Here is a 15186-nt window from a genome sequence, read left to right on the forward strand (position 1 = left end):
GATTTCAATGCCTCGGTGGTTGCCGACCTTGGCGCAGGTGCTGTGCGAAGAGCAGCCCGATGTCTTGCTTCAAAGGATTTACAGGGTCGATGAACCGCAGTCGCTTCGGCCAGTTCATGGTTGGCAAGCCGACGTGGTGCTGCCGATGCTCTGCGAGGCCTTGCCGGAACATCGGCCAGCGCTGCTCGCCTTGCAAAGCCTGCATCAACGGGCGGCGCTCGGCTTGTCCGGGCGTCAGGGCGAATGGCGGGCCACGCTCAAACCGGTGTTGCTGGCGCTGTATCGACGGGCCTATGCCTACGACGCGGCGTACGCCCAGGCCCATGCCAGTGCGATGACATATGGTCTCGCACCGACCAACACCGCGATGATCGCCGAGCACTTCGGCGATGCCGAGGCGTTTGCGGTGTATTACGCGCAGTTGAATACCGAAGCCAGTGCTACGGCGTTTGCCCAGGCTCATGCGAGTGCCAATGTGGAGGTTTCGGCCAAAGCATTCGCGACTGACGATGCTGACGCGTACGCGCAGGTGTGTGCGGCGTCGGCGCGGGTGTACGTCTGGGCCTGTGCGCAGACCGACGAGCAGCGGCGTGTGCTGTTCAGCCACCTCGCAGAAGGTCTGGCCCTGAACCTGACAACGCTGCAATCCCGTTCAACAGGAGAACGACATGAATGACGCACAGCTGCAATTCGAGGTGGTGATCAATGCCCAGGGTCAGTATTCCCTGTGGCCGGCGGGCAAGCCGATGGCCAGCGGCTGGAGTGCAGCCGGGATGCGTGGCGAACGCCAGGTCTGTCTGGATTACATCAACGAGCACTGGATCGACATGCGCCCGCGTTCTCTGCGCGAGCAGTCATCGGCGTCGTTCCAATAAGAAAGGTGAGAGAACATGGATCAGTTGGCACTCAAGGCAATCGAGCGCATCGCCGCAGAAAAGCGCGCACCGTATCAGCGCATCACGGTCGACCGGATCACGCCGATCATCGGTGCCGAAATCGGCGGCGTCGATCTTTCGCAACCGCTGAGCGACGATCAGCTCAGGGAAATCCGCCGGGCCTTTCTGGAGAACCACGTGCTGGTGTTCCGCGATCAGCATCTGACGGTCGAGGAACACAAGGCGTTTGGCCGGCTGTTCGGCGAACTGCGGGCCTTGCCGGTGGAAGACATCGACGGCGATGACCCGGAGCTGGTGGTGATCCGCGCCAATGCGCAATCGCGCTACGTGGCCGGCGAAACCTGGCACACCGACGGCACGGCCGACCTGGCGCCGTCCATGGGTTCGATGTTGTACGTCAAGGAAACCCCGGCCATCGGCACGGGCGGCGATACGTTGTTCGCCAACATGCACCTGGCGATCGAAATGCTCTCGCCGACGATGCAGCAGTTTCTCGGCGAATTGACCGCGATTCACGACGGCGCAATTCCGTGGAAGGGCTATGAGGCGCCGGCCAACCTGCCAAAAACCGAACACCCGGTGGTGGTTCGTCACCCGGAAACCGGGCGCAAGTCGCTGTTCGTCAATTCCGGTTTCACATCGCACATCGTGCAGTTGTCCGGTGGCGAAAGTCAGGTGCTGTTGAACATGCTGTTCGACCTGGTGGCTCGGGAACCGTCTCTCAGCTGTCGCGTACGCTGGGCGCCGAACACGCTGGTGTTCTGGGACAACCGCTGCACCCAGCACCACGCGATCTGGGATTATTTCCCGCATTCGCGTTATGGCGAGCGGGTGACGATTCTCGGCACGCAGCCCAAGGCTTGAAAACATCAGAGGGAGCAATGCGCTCCCTCTTTTTCTAAATGCCGCGACGAATCAGTTGCTCGACGATCAACTCACCGAACGCCAGATTGCCGTGCAGCGGGTCATCCACTTCGCAGAACGCCTCACGCTGAAAACCCTGCTCATCATTCGCCGCCTCGCGCACGTCGATCAGCTCGACGCCAAGCCCTTGCAGGCGTTCGATCAGCAATGACTGTGCGGCCATGAACACGCGCGTGTCGGAGAGCTCCGGCACCCGTTGCGGCGGCAATACGGCGAACACCTTGAGGTTCAGCGCCAGGGCCTGTTCATAGAAAGCCAGCGCAGGGCGGGACAGGGTGTCGATGACCGCCTCGAACAACGGCCCGGCGAGAAAACCGTCGTCGAACTCACCGTGCGCATTCTGGTAGCAGGTCCAGTTCGGCGCGGTGGCGAGGTAGTGCAGGCTCAGGCCGAGGGTGCTCACCAGCGGCACCTCGACCTTTGCCAGATGCGGTACTTTCAGCGTGTCGAGGGCCTGGCGATACAGCCGATCCATTTCCCCATCCCGAAAGACCACGTCATTGCGCGCCAGGCTGAAGAAGTCGACGGTGAAGTCCCGACCGGTTCCCAGCGGGCCGCCGCCGAAAGGCAGTTCACGGGCCTGCGCTGCCTTGCCGATGACGCCGGCATGGGAGTCGCCCAGCAGCAGAAACCTAGGCGTAGTAATCGAGTACGGCGTCTTCACAGACAAGATCCTCGCTGGACACGCGGGTGGAGGGGGAGGTGGTCGGCGCCTGCACCGATTGAACCGCGTCGAGCCCTGCAAAGAATTGCTGCATCACGAACGCCACACCTTCTGGTGTGACTTCCCGTTGGTTGGGCTGGTAGAACGCGCCCTTGAACGGCGTGCCGGTGATGATTTCGTAGGACGGGAAATAGTCGACGTCGGGCAGGTCTTCACACAACTGCCCGGCGACGGCGCGCAGCACCGACTTGGAGTAGGTCGTCGAGCTCAGCACATGTTGCCCGGTAGCGGTTGCCGTCAACGGCACCGGTGACACGGTGAGCAACAGGCGCAGTTGCGGGTTGATCGAACGCATCAACTCCAGCGCCCTGACCATGTCGCCATAGGTGTCCATGAAGCCGAAGTTGCAAAATTGATGGAGTTGCGGATCGAAGGTGCCGCGAACAGTGCCGGGGCACACGGGATATACCAGACCGGTCTCGCGATGTTGCCAGGCTTCGGTCAGCCCGAGGGTGAAGACGAACACTTTGGCGCGGCGCAACGCTTCGCGGATGGCGTCGAGGGTGGCCTCACGCGACTCGAACAACGCCTGCTCGCTGGCAAATCCGTCAGGCTCCACGGCGGGGCGGAACGGATCGAAGAAACGCCCGTCATGTACCCAGACCTCATCCGGCGGAGCGCTCACGCCCAGCGCCCATTCGAGCCATTGGCACAACATCGCCGGGGTATACAGATTGCCGGTGCGGAACGAAAACACCCCGTAGTTGTGGGCTTTCCAGTCGGCCTCGGGCAACGCGTCGGGGGCGGGTTCCGCATCCAGCCAGTTCATGCCGCGCGCAACCAGCGCGCGGCCGATGTGCTGGGCAAAACAGGAACCGGCGGTGACGATGGCGTCCTTGTTGCCGATCTCGAATTGCGGTGTCCACAGCTCACCGATGTCCAGCGCGGACTTGTCGGCCACGGCCGTACGCCAGAAGGAACGTGGGGGCAGGCATTGATAGGGATTCACGACGAAAGGCCTCCTTGGCGAGTCGTTGAGCGTAAGGCTCAGCGGATTTGATAGTGATAGATCAGATCGTCGAACCACCGATCACCGATCTGGTAGGCCTGCGGCACACGACGTGCGAACACAAAGCCGCATTTCTCCAGCACCTTGCAGGACGCGATATTACCGTCGGTCACGGTCGACTCCAACGAGTCCAGCCCGATGGATGCGGCATGGTCGATGATTGCCTGCCGCGACTCGGTACCAAAACCTTTGCCCTGATGTTCCGGCAACAGCAGGCAACCCACCTCGGCATGCCCGGGCGAGAGAATGCGCAACCCGGTCACGCCCAGCTCCTGGCCGCTGACCCTGTCGATCACCACCAGGCACAACCAGTGCTCTGATTGCGGCCCCCACGCCGGGAGCCGATGTTCGAAACCTTTGCGAACCTGCTCCTCGGCAATTTCGCCGAACACGTACTGCATGGTCTGCGGCTCGGAATGCAGCCTGAGGAACAGAGGCCAGTCGGACTCGAGCATCGTGCGCAGGTCCAGTCGATCCGTGGATAGCTTGAGCATCCGCTGCTCCTTGCTAGGATGGAAAAGGGAGAGGGTTTTTTACTGGGTGTGGGGGGAAAGATCAATGCAAAAGCAGGCGTTTACGTAATGACGTTGTTCATGGAATTCCTTTCCGCAAAAACTCGGGTCTGACGACCTTCGAAGACGATTGATATCTTTTTGATATCAAAAGGCTACTTCAAATGGAGTGATTTTGGAAAGCCATCCTGGGTTTCGCTGACGGCGTCTTGTACGCGCAGGGCCAGATGGCTTGCCTTATCCGCCACTACGGCCAGGCCTCGAAGGCGCCACTCGTGCGTGGAAATGGTTCCATGAAATAACCTGAAAGTGGATCTCGTGGAGGGGCCAATCAATCCCTAAGATTCTTCTGCAGCTTATGAAAACAGCAGGTTTTTTCATTACTTCAGGAGGGTCTCCCGGAAGGGGGATTCATTGTCATGACGCCAGCCAGCAGCTATCCACTCGCCTGGAAACTCGCGGCCACCATTCTGTCGGTCGCCACGTTATCCGGCTGTGAGCCACCCACCCGGGCGGACTTCATTAAATATCCGACCTTGAGGCAAAAGTGGGCAATGATCTGCGATGCGCGCAGTCATGCAGCGGAAATCAACGTGGAGGGGTGCAAGCATTGGCGCGACTGGCAAGCCGCCAGTCAACAACCGGTACTGGACAATCTGATGAATCAGAATCTGGGTAAATGAACGGTCGCGAAGCGATCTCGGCAACAGTCGGTTTTTGGGCAAACGGTCATCCCGGGGCATTGAAGCGCCCGGGATTTTCGTCGTTACATTAACGCGCTCGTCGAGCCCGGCGCTCAGCCTGCCAACGTCGCGTTATCAATCACAAACCGATACTTCACATCACCCTTGAGCATCCGCTCATAGGACTCATTGATCTGATCCGCGCGAATCAGTTCGATGTCGGACACGATGCCGTGCTCGGCGCAGAAATCCAGCATCTCCTGGGTCTCGGGAATGCCGCCGATCATCGAGCCGGCGATGGTGCGCCGTTTCATGATCAGGTTGAACACGTTCGGCGATGGATGCGGCGAGGCGGGGGCGCCGACCAGTGTCAGGGCGCCGTCACGCTTGAGCAGCACCAGGAACGCATCGAGATCGTGAGGGGCGGCGACGGTGTTGAGGATGAAGTCGAAGCTCTTGGTGTGCGCAGCCATTTCTTCGGGATTGCGCGACACCACCACTTCATCGGCGCCCAGTGCTTTCGCCGCTTCGCGCTTGGACTCGGAGGTGGTGAACGCAACGACGTGCGCACCCATTGCGTGGGCCAGTTTGATGCCCATGTGGCCCAGGCCGCCGATGCCGACTACGCCGATCTTCTTGCCCGGCCCGGCGTTCCACTGACGCAGCGGCGAGTAAGTGGTGATGCCCGCACACAGCAGCGGTGCGACGGCGGCCAGTTGTGCTTCGGGGTGGCGGATGCGCAGCACGTAACGCTCATGCACCACGATGTTTTGCGAGTAGCCGCCGAGCGTCCAGCCGGGGGCGTCCGGGGTCGGGAAGTTGTAGGTGCCGATCATGCTGTCGCAGTAGTTTTCCAGGCCGGTTTCGCAGTCTTCACAGTGTTTGCAGCTGTCGACGATGCAACCGACGCCGACCAGATCGCCGACCTTGTATTCGGAAACATGGGCACCGACCGCCGAAACGCGGCCGACGATTTCGTGTCCCGGTACGCAAGGGAATTGTGTGCCGGCCCACTCGGAGCGCACCTGGTGCAGGTCGGAATGGCAGATGCCGCAGAAAGCGATGTCGATCTGGACGTCATGGGCCGCAGGGGCGCGGCGATTGATCTGGATAGGCTCAAGGGGTTTGTCGCCCGCGTGGGCACCGTAGGCTTGAACTAGCATGGGAACGTCCTCGATGGATCTGTCGGACAGCCATCCTCCCGCTCCGAACCCGCATTCCGTTAGTGCATTTCTACTGAATTCTTGCCTGATCCTGTGCGTCAGCGCCGCGCTGAAAGCTGCTGGGGGGCCAGAAACGCATCGTGGAAGTAATTGCGCAAGGCCTGCATCGCCGGGCTGAATTCGCGCTCGCGGTGCCAGGCCAGGCCGACGCTCATCGGGGTCACCTTGTCGGTGATGGTCAGGGTCTCGATGCGCTTGCCTTCCAGCGACCAGGGACGGTGCACCAGGTCCGAGAGAATCGCCACGCCACTGCCATTGGCGACCATGCTGCGTACGGCTTCTACAGAACTGGTACGCACCCGCACGTTGGGTTGTTGGCGGGCGTTTTCCCAATAGCGCATGGCACTTTGTTCCGCTTCATCCACGGTCAGCAGGATGTAGGGTTCCAGCGCGACATCCGCGAGGCTGACGGCCGAGCGCTCACAGAGTGGATGGTGGCTGGGCAGCCACAGACGACGTTCGGAGTTGAACAGGGTTTCCGAAACGATGTCGGGGTGCGTGAGGTTCGCGGTAAGCACCACCGCCATATCGAATTTTCCTTCCAGCAATCCCTGTTCGATGGCCTGCCGTTCCTGCTCGTGGACTTCGATGGCGACGTCCGGGTGCCAGTGCTCCAGTCGTTGCAGATGATGTGGCAGAAAATAGCCGATCACCGTGTAGCTCGCGGCCAGGCGAATCAGGCCGCTGGCGCGAATGTCGGGCAGCGGGCTGTTCAGCGCGTCGTCGACGCTGCGCAAAATCACGTAGGCGCGGTTCAGGAAGTGCCGGCCGGCATCCGTCAGGCTCATGCCTTGAGCCGAGCGCTGGAACAGCAACGTGCCGAGCATGCCTTCCAGTTCCTTGATCGCCGTGGTCACCGCCGACTGGGAAATATTCAAATGAATCGCTGCCTGGGATATCTGCCCGATCTCGGCGGTGGCAACGAAGTAGCGAATCTGACGCAAGGTCAACGACATGGGTGTTCCTGTTTTTCAGGTATCTGTTTTTCAGAAGATACCCTATCTGTTAATAGATCTTCCCAAGGGGGTGGCGGGAATTTAACGTGGCCTGCATGAAGTCACAAGTGTCAGGAGCAAGGGTTATGCAGGCAGTAGATTTCAACTCGGACATGGGCGAAGGCTTCGGCCCGTGGACCATCGGCGATGGTGTCGACGACGAACTGATGGCGTTTATCAGTTCCGCCAACATCGCTACCGGTTTCCATGCCGGCGATCCCGGCACCATGCGTCGCACTGTCGAGCTGGCCAAGCGTCTGAAGGTCGGCATCGGTGCTCATCCGGGGTTTCGCGATCTGGTGGGGTTCGGTCGCCGACACATCAATGCACCGGCTCAGGAGCTGGTCGACGACATCCTTTATCAACTGGGCGCACTGCGTGAACTGGCGAGGGTGCAGGGCGCGGCGCTGCAACACATCAAGCCTCACGGCGCGCTGTACATGCATCTGGCCCGGGACGAAGAGGCAGCGCGTCTGCTGGTGGAAAACCTGCAACGGCTGGAGCCCGATCTGTTGCTGTATTGCATGCCCGATTCGGTTATCTGGCGTGTCGCCAAAGAGCTCGGCCAACCGGTTGTTCGCGAATTCTATGCAGACCGCGAATACGACTTGAGCGGCTCCATCGTCTTCACCCGCAATGTTCGGGCCTACGATCCGGGATTTGTCGCCGCCCGTGTGCTGCGCGCTTGCCAGGAGGGCGTAGTGCGTACGGTCGAGGGTGAGGATCTGGCGATCGAGTTCGACTCCATCTGTCTGCACAGCGATACGCCGGGGGCGCTGGCTCTGGTCGAAGCCACCCGCAATGCGCTCGATGCCGCCGGGATCGAGGTGCGCCGCCCCCGCTGAATAAAAACGAAACACCCGGCACACAGACGCCGGGGTTCAAACATTTTTTTGCCTGCCTTTCTACAACTATTCCAAGAGGAACAGACATGGCCGAACACTCTGTCATCACCCCGTTACCCGGGACTTTCTACCGAAAGGCCACGCCGGATTCGGCGAATTACGTCGAGGTCGGCGATCCAGTCAGCGCCGACACGGTGATTGGCCTGATCGAAGTCATGAAGCAGTTTTCCGAACTGACCGCCGGGACGGCGGGGCGCCTCAGTGCCTTCCAGGTTGAAGACGGTGATCCGGTGGAGCCGGGTCAGGTCGTCGCTACGCTTGATAGCGAGTGAGGGCGTGAACATGACTCAACCTATACGTAAATTGCTGGTCGCCAACCGTGGCGAAATCGCCGTGCGGATTATCCGTGCCGCCAAGGCCCTGGGCATCCCCACAGTCGCCGCATGCAGCGAGGCAGATATCGACTCTCAGGCAGCGCGCCTGGCCGATGAGGTGCATCTTCTGGGGCCAGCCCGCGCCGATAAAAGCTACCTGAACATAGAGGCGTTGCTGGGTGCCCTGCAAGCGACGGGCGCCAATGCGGTTCACCCTGGATATGGTTTTCTGTCCGAGAACGCGGGGTTTGCCGAAGCCGTGATTGCCAGCGGCGCGATTTTCGTCGGCCCGGACCCGGACACGATCCGGCGCATGGGTGACAAGGCCGAGGCGCGGCGTACTGCCCAGGCGGCAGGTGTTCCAGTGGTGCCGGGCTCGCCGGGCGAACTGTTTGATGTCGAGTCGGCGCTTCGGGCGGCTGAATCGGTCGGTTACCCGTTGCTGATCAAAGCCTCGGCCGGCGGTGGCGGGCGGGGTATTCGTCTGGCAGAAAATGCCGCGCAATTGAGTGAAGAGTTTCCCCGCTCGCAACGCGAGGCACAGGCTGCTTTCGGTAATGGTGCGGTGTATCTGGAGCGCTTTATCGGCAAGGCCCGGCACATCGAAGTACAGGTTCTGGGCGACGGGAAAAACGCCGTGCACCTGTTTGAGCGTGAGTGTTCGCTACAGCGCCGGCGTCAGAAAATCTTTGAAGAAGCACCGTCGCCGGTACTCGACGCGCAGCAGCGGGAGACACTCTGCGCCAGCGCCGTACGCCTGACCGAATCCCTTGGCTACAAGGGGGCGGGCACGCTGGAATACCTGTATGACGACGTCTCCGGCGAGTTTTTCTTTATCGAGATGAACACCCGAATTCAGGTGGAACACCCGGTCACCGAATTGGTCACCGGTATCGATCTGGTGCAGGCGATGCTGCGAATTGCCGGTGGTGAACCACTGGGCCTGAAGCAGAGTGACATCCGTCTGAATGGCGCGGCCCTGCAAATGCGCTTGAATGCTGAAGACCCGGCCCGGGACTTTTTCCCAAGCCCCGGTCTGGTCGAATCGTTGGTCTGGCCGCAAGGCGAAGGTGTTCGTGTGGACACTCACCTGTATGAAGGTTATCGGGTGCCACCGTACTATGACTCGCTGTTGGCCAAGCTCATTGTGCATGGGCCGGATCGCTCCACAGCCCTGGCGCGTGCCCGGACAGCGGTGGCGCAAACCCTGCTGACCGGCATGGCCAGCACCTTGTCGCTGCACGCTGAACTGCTGCAGCAACCGTGGTTGCAAACCGCCGATTTTCATACCGGGACGCTGGAAAACTGGCTGTCCGCACGCCGCAGCGGAGGTAAAGCATGAGTCGTCCGATCCGCTACAGCTTTGGTGCCGATGAGCATCTGTTTGCCGAAGTCAGTGAAAGCATGTCCCTCGAGGCGTTTTTCAAGGGCATGGCGGTCACCCGCGCCGTGGAGCGGTTGAAACTCGATGGCGTACTCGATGTGTGTCTGGCCAACGCATCCTTCCAGATCCGCTTCGATCCGGATCGAATTGCACCGCAGGCCTTGCTCGATGCGGTGCAGGGCGCCGAGGCAGAAGCCGTTGCCGAGCGCACTTTGCAGACCCGGATCATTGAGATTCCGGTGCTGTACAACGATCCCTGGACCCACGAAACGCTGATGCGTTTTCGCGACCGGCACCAGGACCCGAGCGCCACGGATCTGGAATACGCCGCGCGCATCAATGGTCTGGCGGATGTCGATGCGTTCATTGCTGCACATAGCGGGGCGCCATGGTTTGTCTCGATGGTGGGGTTCGTCGCCGGTTTGCCCTTCATGTTCCAGATGGTCGAACGCGAACGTCAGTTGCAGGTGCCCAAGTATCTGCGTCCACGTACCGACACGCCGAAACTGACACTGGGTCACGGTGGTTGCTTCGGTTGTATCTACTCGGTGCGTGGTGCCGGGGGCTATCAGATGTTCGGTGTCACACCGGCCCCCATCTACGACCCGCAGCAGTCGCTGGCGTACCTGAAGGACCACATGGTGTTTTTCCGCCCGGGTGACATTGTGCAGTTCAAGCCGATGGATCGCGCAGCGTATGACCAGGCCGTTGCGGACGTGGAGGCCGGGCTTTTCGATTTACGGATTCGGCCGGTGGAGTTTTCACTGGATGCGTTTCTCGCCGACCCGGTCGGTTATCCCGCGTCGCTGCAGGAGGTGTTGGCATGATCAAGGTACTCAAACCCGGTCTCGCCACGTCGGTTCAGGATCTGGGCCGCGAAGGTTACTACCACCTCGGCATCCCGCCCTCCGGCGCGCTCGATCAATATGCGCTGAGTGCGGCCAATCATCTGGTCGGCAACGCGGCGGATTGTGCCGCGCTGGAATGTACGTTGCTGGGCCCTGAGCTGGCGTTTCAGCAAGACGCACTGGTTGCGGTGTGCGGCGCGCACATGGCGCCTCGACTCGATGGTGTGGAAATGCATCACGCCACCGCGTTCGCGGTGAAGGCCGGCCAGGTTCTGCGTTTCGATTTTCCCAAGGCGGGTGCCCGGGCTTATCTGGCGGTGGCAGGCGGAATCGACGTGCCGCTGGTGTTGGGCAGTCGATCGACTTATGCGCTCGGGACGTTGGGCGGTTTTGCCGGACGACGCTTGATCGCCGGAGACGAATTGCCGGTGGGCAAGCCCAGCGGCAAGGGGCGTCCCGGGGCCAGTCTGCCCATGGCGCTGCGCCAGTCACTGGGCGGGGAGATCACCCTGCGCGTGGTGCCGGGACTTTATTACGATCGCCTGACCGACACGGCAGCGAAGAGCTTTTTCGCCGAGGCGTGGACAGTCGGATCGGAAGCAGACCGCATCGGCTATCGCTTCAAGGGCGGCAGCGCGCTGGACTTCCAGCCGCGAGAACAACCATTTGGTGCAGGCTCCGATCCGTCGAACATCGTTGACAGCTGCTACCCGATCGGCTCGATTCAGGTACCCGCCGGCCTCGAACCCATCGTGCTGCATCGCGATGCCGTATCGGGGGGTGGTTACGCCATGATCGGCACCGTCATCAGTGCCGACCTGGATCTGATCGGCCAGATGCAGCCCAACCAGAAGGCTCGCTTTGTAGCGGTCAGCCTCGACGAGGCCCTGGACGCACGGCGCTCCTACAAGAAAAGACTCAGCTGCCTGAGCAAGCTTTTCCCTTCCTGACTCTGCCCGCCGCACCGCGCGGGCCCTGCCACACGCCAGGCCAACGCCGCACTTCGGTGCGGTGAAGGCTACCCGCGCTTCAACCTTTGACTGGTTCTGGAGTACACGCATATGGCTGCTTTATCGCAATCGAGTCAAACCGGGCAAGATCCGGCCCATCATTCCATTTCCACCGAGGCCCGCATGGGCCGACTGTCTCTGACCATGGCCTGGTGGGCCGTGTGCAGCGCCATGTTCTACATCGTGGTCGGCGCTTCGCTGGCCTTGTCTTTCGGCGCACGCAATGCGCTGATCGGGATGGTGCTGTCGGTGATCAGTTATGGGCTGGTCAACAGCGTTCTCAGTCGTTTCGCCATGCGCAGCGGATGGTCGGTCGCGTTGTTTTCAAGCGTGTTGTTCGGTCGGACCGGGGCCTGCCTGGCCACGCTGATTTTCTTTTCGACGGCGATTTACTACGCCGTGTTCGAAGGATCGGTGATCGCCGTGGCGCTCAATCACCTGTACCCGGAGCTGGTCTATCCACTGGCTGCCCTGCTGGTGGTGCTGTACAGCGTGCCGATGATTCTGGGTAGCGTGCAGCACTGGCTGGACAAGCTCAACGGCGTGTTGTTGCCGGTGTACCTGGGCGGTTTGCTGGTGGCGGTCGGGCTGTCGATCAGCCGTTATGGTTACCAGCCGCAATGGCTCGATTTCGGCCCGGCAACCCCCGCGACCTTCGGCTGGTGGGATTGCTTTGTGGCCTACATGGGCGTCTGGATCCTGATGCTGTTCACCTTCGACTACGCCCGTTTCGGCAAGCCGCAGGACGCTCAGTATCACGGTCGCTGGAACTTCGGCATGCCGTTCTATGCCGTGACTTTTCTGCTCAACGGCTCGGCAGGCATCTATCTGGTCAGCAGTATTCCTCATGAAGGCGCGCTGAACGAAGTCTCTGTGGTGATGGCAATTCTGCAGTTGATGGGGCTGTGGGGCCTGCTGTTCGTCTGGGCCACACAAACCCGGATCAACACCGCCAATTACTACCTGGCGACCCTCAATATGCAGGCATTCTTCGGCCGCTTCGGCATACGCGGTTCGTACCTGCTGTGGGCATTGGTGGTCGGGGTGATCGTGTACGGCTTGATGCTCGCCGACGTGTTTTCCTACCTGCTCAAGGCATTGGCGTATCAGGGCATTTTTGTGGTCGCCTGGGTCGGTGTGGCATTGGCGCAGATTGTCTATGGCAGCAATGACGAAGGCGCACTCCAACGCAGCCCGGCGTTCAACCCGGTCGGCCTGATGGCGTGGTTCGCCGCCACGGCGCTGGGGTTGTTGCTGATGTGGGTGGGCGGTGTTCCCGGCAGTTTTTCTGCGCCGGCGACGGTGGTGCTCGCGTTCAGCTTGCAGGCGGGGCTGGCTTATCGGCGACGGTGGGTAGGGCAGAGGGCAGTTTAAGAGGATCGGTGTTGGCCCGCTCGACTGCGGGCCAGCGTCGCGAGTCCATACTTATGTGATTCTGGTATCAGTGCTATCCAATTAGTGCCGTTTATCAATCAATCGCCGAAGGGTAGTTTGCCTCTCCATACCGTATTGATGGAAAGGAGAGGCAAATGATGCGAACCACGATGAAGGCCGGCGTGCTGGCCGCGATGATCGGGATGTCCGGTGCTGAAGTAGAGGCGGCGGATTACCGGCAGAACCCGTTCACCTTGACTTACGGTGGCGCGATCACCCGCAACGAGCCGGGCAAGGTCAACATTCATCCGGTGACCTACACGCTCAATGGCCTGGCCATTTCCGCCAACGTTTACACCCCCGCGAACTACGATCCGGCCCGGCACTATCCCGCCGTTGTCGTCGCGCACCCCAATGGTGGGGTGAAAGAACAGGTCGCCGGTCTTTATGCTCAGCGTCTGGCCGATCAGGGCTACATCACGATCACGGCGGATGCCGCTTATCAAGGCGCGAGCGGGGGAGAACCACGCAACATCGACAAACCGGCCAACCGCGTCGAAGACATTCATGGCATGGCCGACTTCATTGCCAGCTACCCCGGCGTCGACAGTGCTCATCTCGGTTTGCTCGGCATCTGCGGCGGTGGCGGTTATTCGTTGAAGGCCGCGCAAACCGACAAGCGCTTCCGCTCGATTGCCACGGTGAGCATGTTCAATTCCGGGCTGGTGCGCCGCAACGGTTATCAGGACTCGCAACTCGACACCATCCAGCAGCGTTTGCAGCAAGCCTCGGCCGCCCGCGCCCAGGAAGCCGCCGGCGGGGAAATCCAATACGTCGGCGATGCCAAACTGACCGACGAGCAGATCGCCAAATTGCCGTTCGACCTGTACCGCCAGGGCTTCGAGTATTACGGCAAGACCCACGCGCATCCCAACTCGACCTTCCGATACACCCTCAGCAGCCTGCTGGACCTGATGAGCTTTGACGCCACCGACCAGATCGAGCTGATCGACAAGCCATTGCTGATGATCGCCGGCAGCAAGGCCGACAGCCTGTATATGTCGGAACAGGCCTTCGCCAAGGCCACCGGGACTCAGGACAAGACCCTGTTCAAGATCGAGGGTGCCACGCACATCGAAACCTATTGGGTGCCGGCCTACGTCGATGTTGCCATGGAACAGCTGACGGCGTTTTACGCCCGAACCCTCTGATTCGAAGGAAGCCATCCATGAACAAAACCTTGTTGGGCCTCGCCATGTGCGCGGCCACACCTTTTGCCAGCGCTGCTGAAGTCGCGGGCGGCGGCAGTGAGCCGTTGAACGCGCAGCAGATCCGACGTGCGGGTTCTCAGGCTTCATTCGTGGGGCCTGAAGATTATTTCTCCGGTCGGGTGCGCGTCGATCCACTGTTCAACGACACGGGCGAAATCAATGCGTCCGGCGCTTACGTGACTTTTGAGTCGGGCGCTCGTTCGGCCTGGCACACCCATCCTGCCGGTCAACGATTGGTGGTGATTTCCGGTGTCGGGCAGACCCAGGAATGGGGCAAGCCTGTGCAGGACATTCACCCCGGCGATGTGATCGTCTGCCCGCCGGGCGTCAAGCATTGGCATGGCGCTGCGCCCAACAGCACCATGACCCATCTGGCGGTGACCGGCTCGGTGAACGGCAAGAATGTGGAGTGGCTGGAGAAAGTCGCCGAAGACCGGCCGGTGCCGCCGGCAGCTCCGACAGAAGTCGCGGTCTCCGAAGTGCTCTCCGCGAGGCAGCAGGCGATCGTGCCGATTGGCGCGGCCATGGCCAGCAGCAACATGCCGCGTCTCAACGCCGCTTTGAACGAAGGGCTGGATGCCGGGCTGACGGTCAGCGAGGCAAAGGAAATTCTGGTGCAGTTGTATGCCTACGCCGGTTTTCCACGCAGCCTCAATGCGCTGGGTGAATTGATGAAAGTGGTCGAGGCGCGCAAGCAACGCGGCCTCCACGATGAGCCTGGGCGCGAACCCGGTCACGCCGTGGCGACAGGCGACGCCTTGCTGGCCGTGGGCAAGGCCAATCAGACCCGTATCGCCGGGGCGCCGGTTCAGGGGCCGTTGTTCGACTTCGCGCCGGTCATCAACCAGTTCCTGCAAACGCACCTGTTCGGCGACATCTTCGAACGCGACAACCTGGACTGGCAAAGCCGCGAACTGGCCACGGTTTCAGCCCTGGCCGCTACGCCCGGCGCCGAATCGCAGCTGCGTTCGCATATCGCGGCCAGCCTGCGGGTGGGATTGAGCAGCGTGCAATTGCATCAGTTGACGCAGGTGCTGACCCAACACGGAGAAGTCGAAGCAGCGGTGCGCGCCAGCGAAGCACTGGAAAAACACCTGGCCCAACCCTGAGCAGC

General features: G+C 61.0%; 17 protein-coding genes. 12 read left to right on the forward strand and 5 right to left on the reverse strand.

Annotated elements, in window-relative coordinates; genetic code table 11:
• Window positions 1-7: 7 nt before the first annotated feature.
• The 3 genes from AC1RMX_RS27775 to AC1RMX_RS27785 are packed head-to-tail and all read left to right on the forward strand — an operon-like array spanning window position 8 to window position 1760.
• Window positions 8-676, forward strand: coding sequence for a hypothetical protein (locus tag AC1RMX_RS27775; protein ID WP_493073681.1), 669 nt, complete (start codon window positions 8-10; stop codon window positions 674-676).
• Window positions 669-875, forward strand: coding sequence for an MbtH family protein (locus AC1RMX_RS27780; protein WP_493073682.1), 207 nt, complete (start codon window positions 669-671; stop codon window positions 873-875). Before AC1RMX_RS27775 ends, AC1RMX_RS27780 begins: the two co-directional genes overlap by 8 nt.
• Window positions 876-890: 15 nt before the next feature.
• The gene (locus tag AC1RMX_RS27785) at window positions 891-1760 is read left to right on the forward strand and encodes a TauD/TfdA dioxygenase family protein (RefSeq protein WP_493073684.1); all 870 of its coding nucleotides are present in this window, start codon (window positions 891-893) and stop codon (window positions 1758-1760) included.
• A 34-nt stretch (window positions 1761-1794) separates the two neighbouring features.
• On the opposite strand, the gene AC1RMX_RS27790 is transcribed toward AC1RMX_RS27785, so the two are convergent.
• Genes AC1RMX_RS27790 through AC1RMX_RS27800 form a run of 3 tightly spaced genes read right to left on the reverse strand, consistent with a single transcriptional unit; the run spans window position 1795 to window position 4047 of the window.
• On the reverse strand, window positions 1795-2484 hold the full coding sequence (locus AC1RMX_RS27790; protein ID WP_493073685.1) for a hypothetical protein: 690 nt from the start codon (window positions 2482-2484) through the stop codon (window positions 1795-1797).
• Window positions 2453-3493: a GSCFA domain-containing protein gene (locus tag AC1RMX_RS27795; RefSeq protein WP_493073686.1), complete on the reverse strand. Its 1041-nt coding sequence runs from the start codon at window positions 3491-3493 to the stop codon at window positions 2453-2455. The genes AC1RMX_RS27790 and AC1RMX_RS27795 overlap by 32 nt, the downstream gene beginning before the upstream one ends.
• A 38-nt stretch (window positions 3494-3531) precedes the next feature.
• Window positions 3532-4047 (reverse strand): GNAT family N-acetyltransferase, encoded by a 516-nt coding sequence (locus AC1RMX_RS27800; RefSeq protein WP_493073687.1) that lies wholly within the window; start codon window positions 4045-4047, stop codon window positions 3532-3534.
• A gap of 437 nt (window positions 4048-4484) precedes the next feature.
• Here AC1RMX_RS27800 and AC1RMX_RS27805 point away from each other — a divergent pair, with 437 nt between their 5' ends.
• Window positions 4485-4748 carry a hypothetical protein gene (locus tag AC1RMX_RS27805; protein ID WP_096820619.1) on the forward strand — a complete coding sequence of 88 codons (264 nt, stop codon included), beginning with the start codon at window positions 4485-4487 and terminating at the stop codon, window positions 4746-4748.
• 113 nt (window positions 4749-4861) lie between these two features.
• Here the strand turns inward: AC1RMX_RS27805 and AC1RMX_RS27810 are convergent, their stop codons facing one another.
• The gene (locus tag AC1RMX_RS27810; RefSeq protein WP_096820620.1) at window positions 4862-5911 is read right to left on the reverse strand and encodes an NAD(P)-dependent alcohol dehydrogenase; all 1050 of its coding nucleotides are present in this window, start codon (window positions 5909-5911) and stop codon (window positions 4862-4864) included.
• Window positions 5912-6009: 98 nt separating this feature from the next.
• On the reverse strand, window positions 6010-6927 hold the full coding sequence (locus AC1RMX_RS27815) for a LysR family transcriptional regulator (RefSeq protein WP_119429207.1): 918 nt from the start codon (window positions 6925-6927) through the stop codon (window positions 6010-6012).
• Between the two features lie 125 nt (window positions 6928-7052).
• Between AC1RMX_RS27815 and AC1RMX_RS27820 the strand changes: the two genes are divergently transcribed.
• The 8 genes from AC1RMX_RS27820 (at window position 7053) to AC1RMX_RS27855 (ending at window position 15181) form a co-directional block, all read left to right on the forward strand.
• The gene (locus AC1RMX_RS27820; protein WP_192560534.1) at window positions 7053-7811 is read left to right on the forward strand and encodes a 5-oxoprolinase subunit PxpA; all 759 of its coding nucleotides are present in this window, start codon (window positions 7053-7055) and stop codon (window positions 7809-7811) included.
• A gap of 86 nt (window positions 7812-7897) precedes the next feature.
• Entirely contained in the window at window positions 7898-8143 is a 246-nt protein-coding gene (locus tag AC1RMX_RS27825) for an acetyl-CoA carboxylase (RefSeq protein ID WP_085708515.1), read from the forward strand.
• 10 nt (window positions 8144-8153) lie between these two features.
• On the forward strand, window positions 8154-9527 hold the full coding sequence (locus AC1RMX_RS27830) for an acetyl-CoA carboxylase biotin carboxylase subunit (RefSeq protein ID WP_493073689.1): 1374 nt from the start codon (window positions 8154-8156) through the stop codon (window positions 9525-9527).
• Entirely contained in the window at window positions 9524-10396 is an 873-nt protein-coding gene (locus tag AC1RMX_RS27835; RefSeq protein ID WP_493073690.1) for a 5-oxoprolinase subunit B family protein, read from the forward strand. Before AC1RMX_RS27830 ends, AC1RMX_RS27835 begins: the two co-directional genes overlap by 4 nt.
• The gene (locus AC1RMX_RS27840; protein ID WP_493073691.1) at window positions 10393-11367 is read left to right on the forward strand and encodes a 5-oxoprolinase subunit C family protein; all 975 of its coding nucleotides are present in this window, start codon (window positions 10393-10395) and stop codon (window positions 11365-11367) included. The genes AC1RMX_RS27835 and AC1RMX_RS27840 overlap by 4 nt, the downstream gene beginning before the upstream one ends.
• Window positions 11368-11550: 183 nt before the next feature.
• Window positions 11551-12801: a purine-cytosine permease family protein gene (locus tag AC1RMX_RS27845; RefSeq protein ID WP_493073693.1), complete on the forward strand. Its 1251-nt coding sequence runs from the start codon at window positions 11551-11553 to the stop codon at window positions 12799-12801.
• 155 nt (window positions 12802-12956) lie between these two features.
• Window positions 12957-14012, forward strand: a complete 1056-nt coding sequence (locus AC1RMX_RS27850; RefSeq protein ID WP_493073694.1) for an alpha/beta hydrolase — start codon at window positions 12957-12959, stop codon at window positions 14010-14012.
• 17 nt (window positions 14013-14029) lie between these two features.
• Window positions 14030-15181: a (R)-mandelonitrile lyase gene (locus tag AC1RMX_RS27855; protein WP_493073695.1), complete on the forward strand. Its 1152-nt coding sequence runs from the start codon at window positions 14030-14032 to the stop codon at window positions 15179-15181.
• Window positions 15182-15186 lie beyond the last annotated feature (5 nt).

It is taken from the genome of Pseudomonas sp. GW822-FHT03F04 (assembly GCF_058801405.1).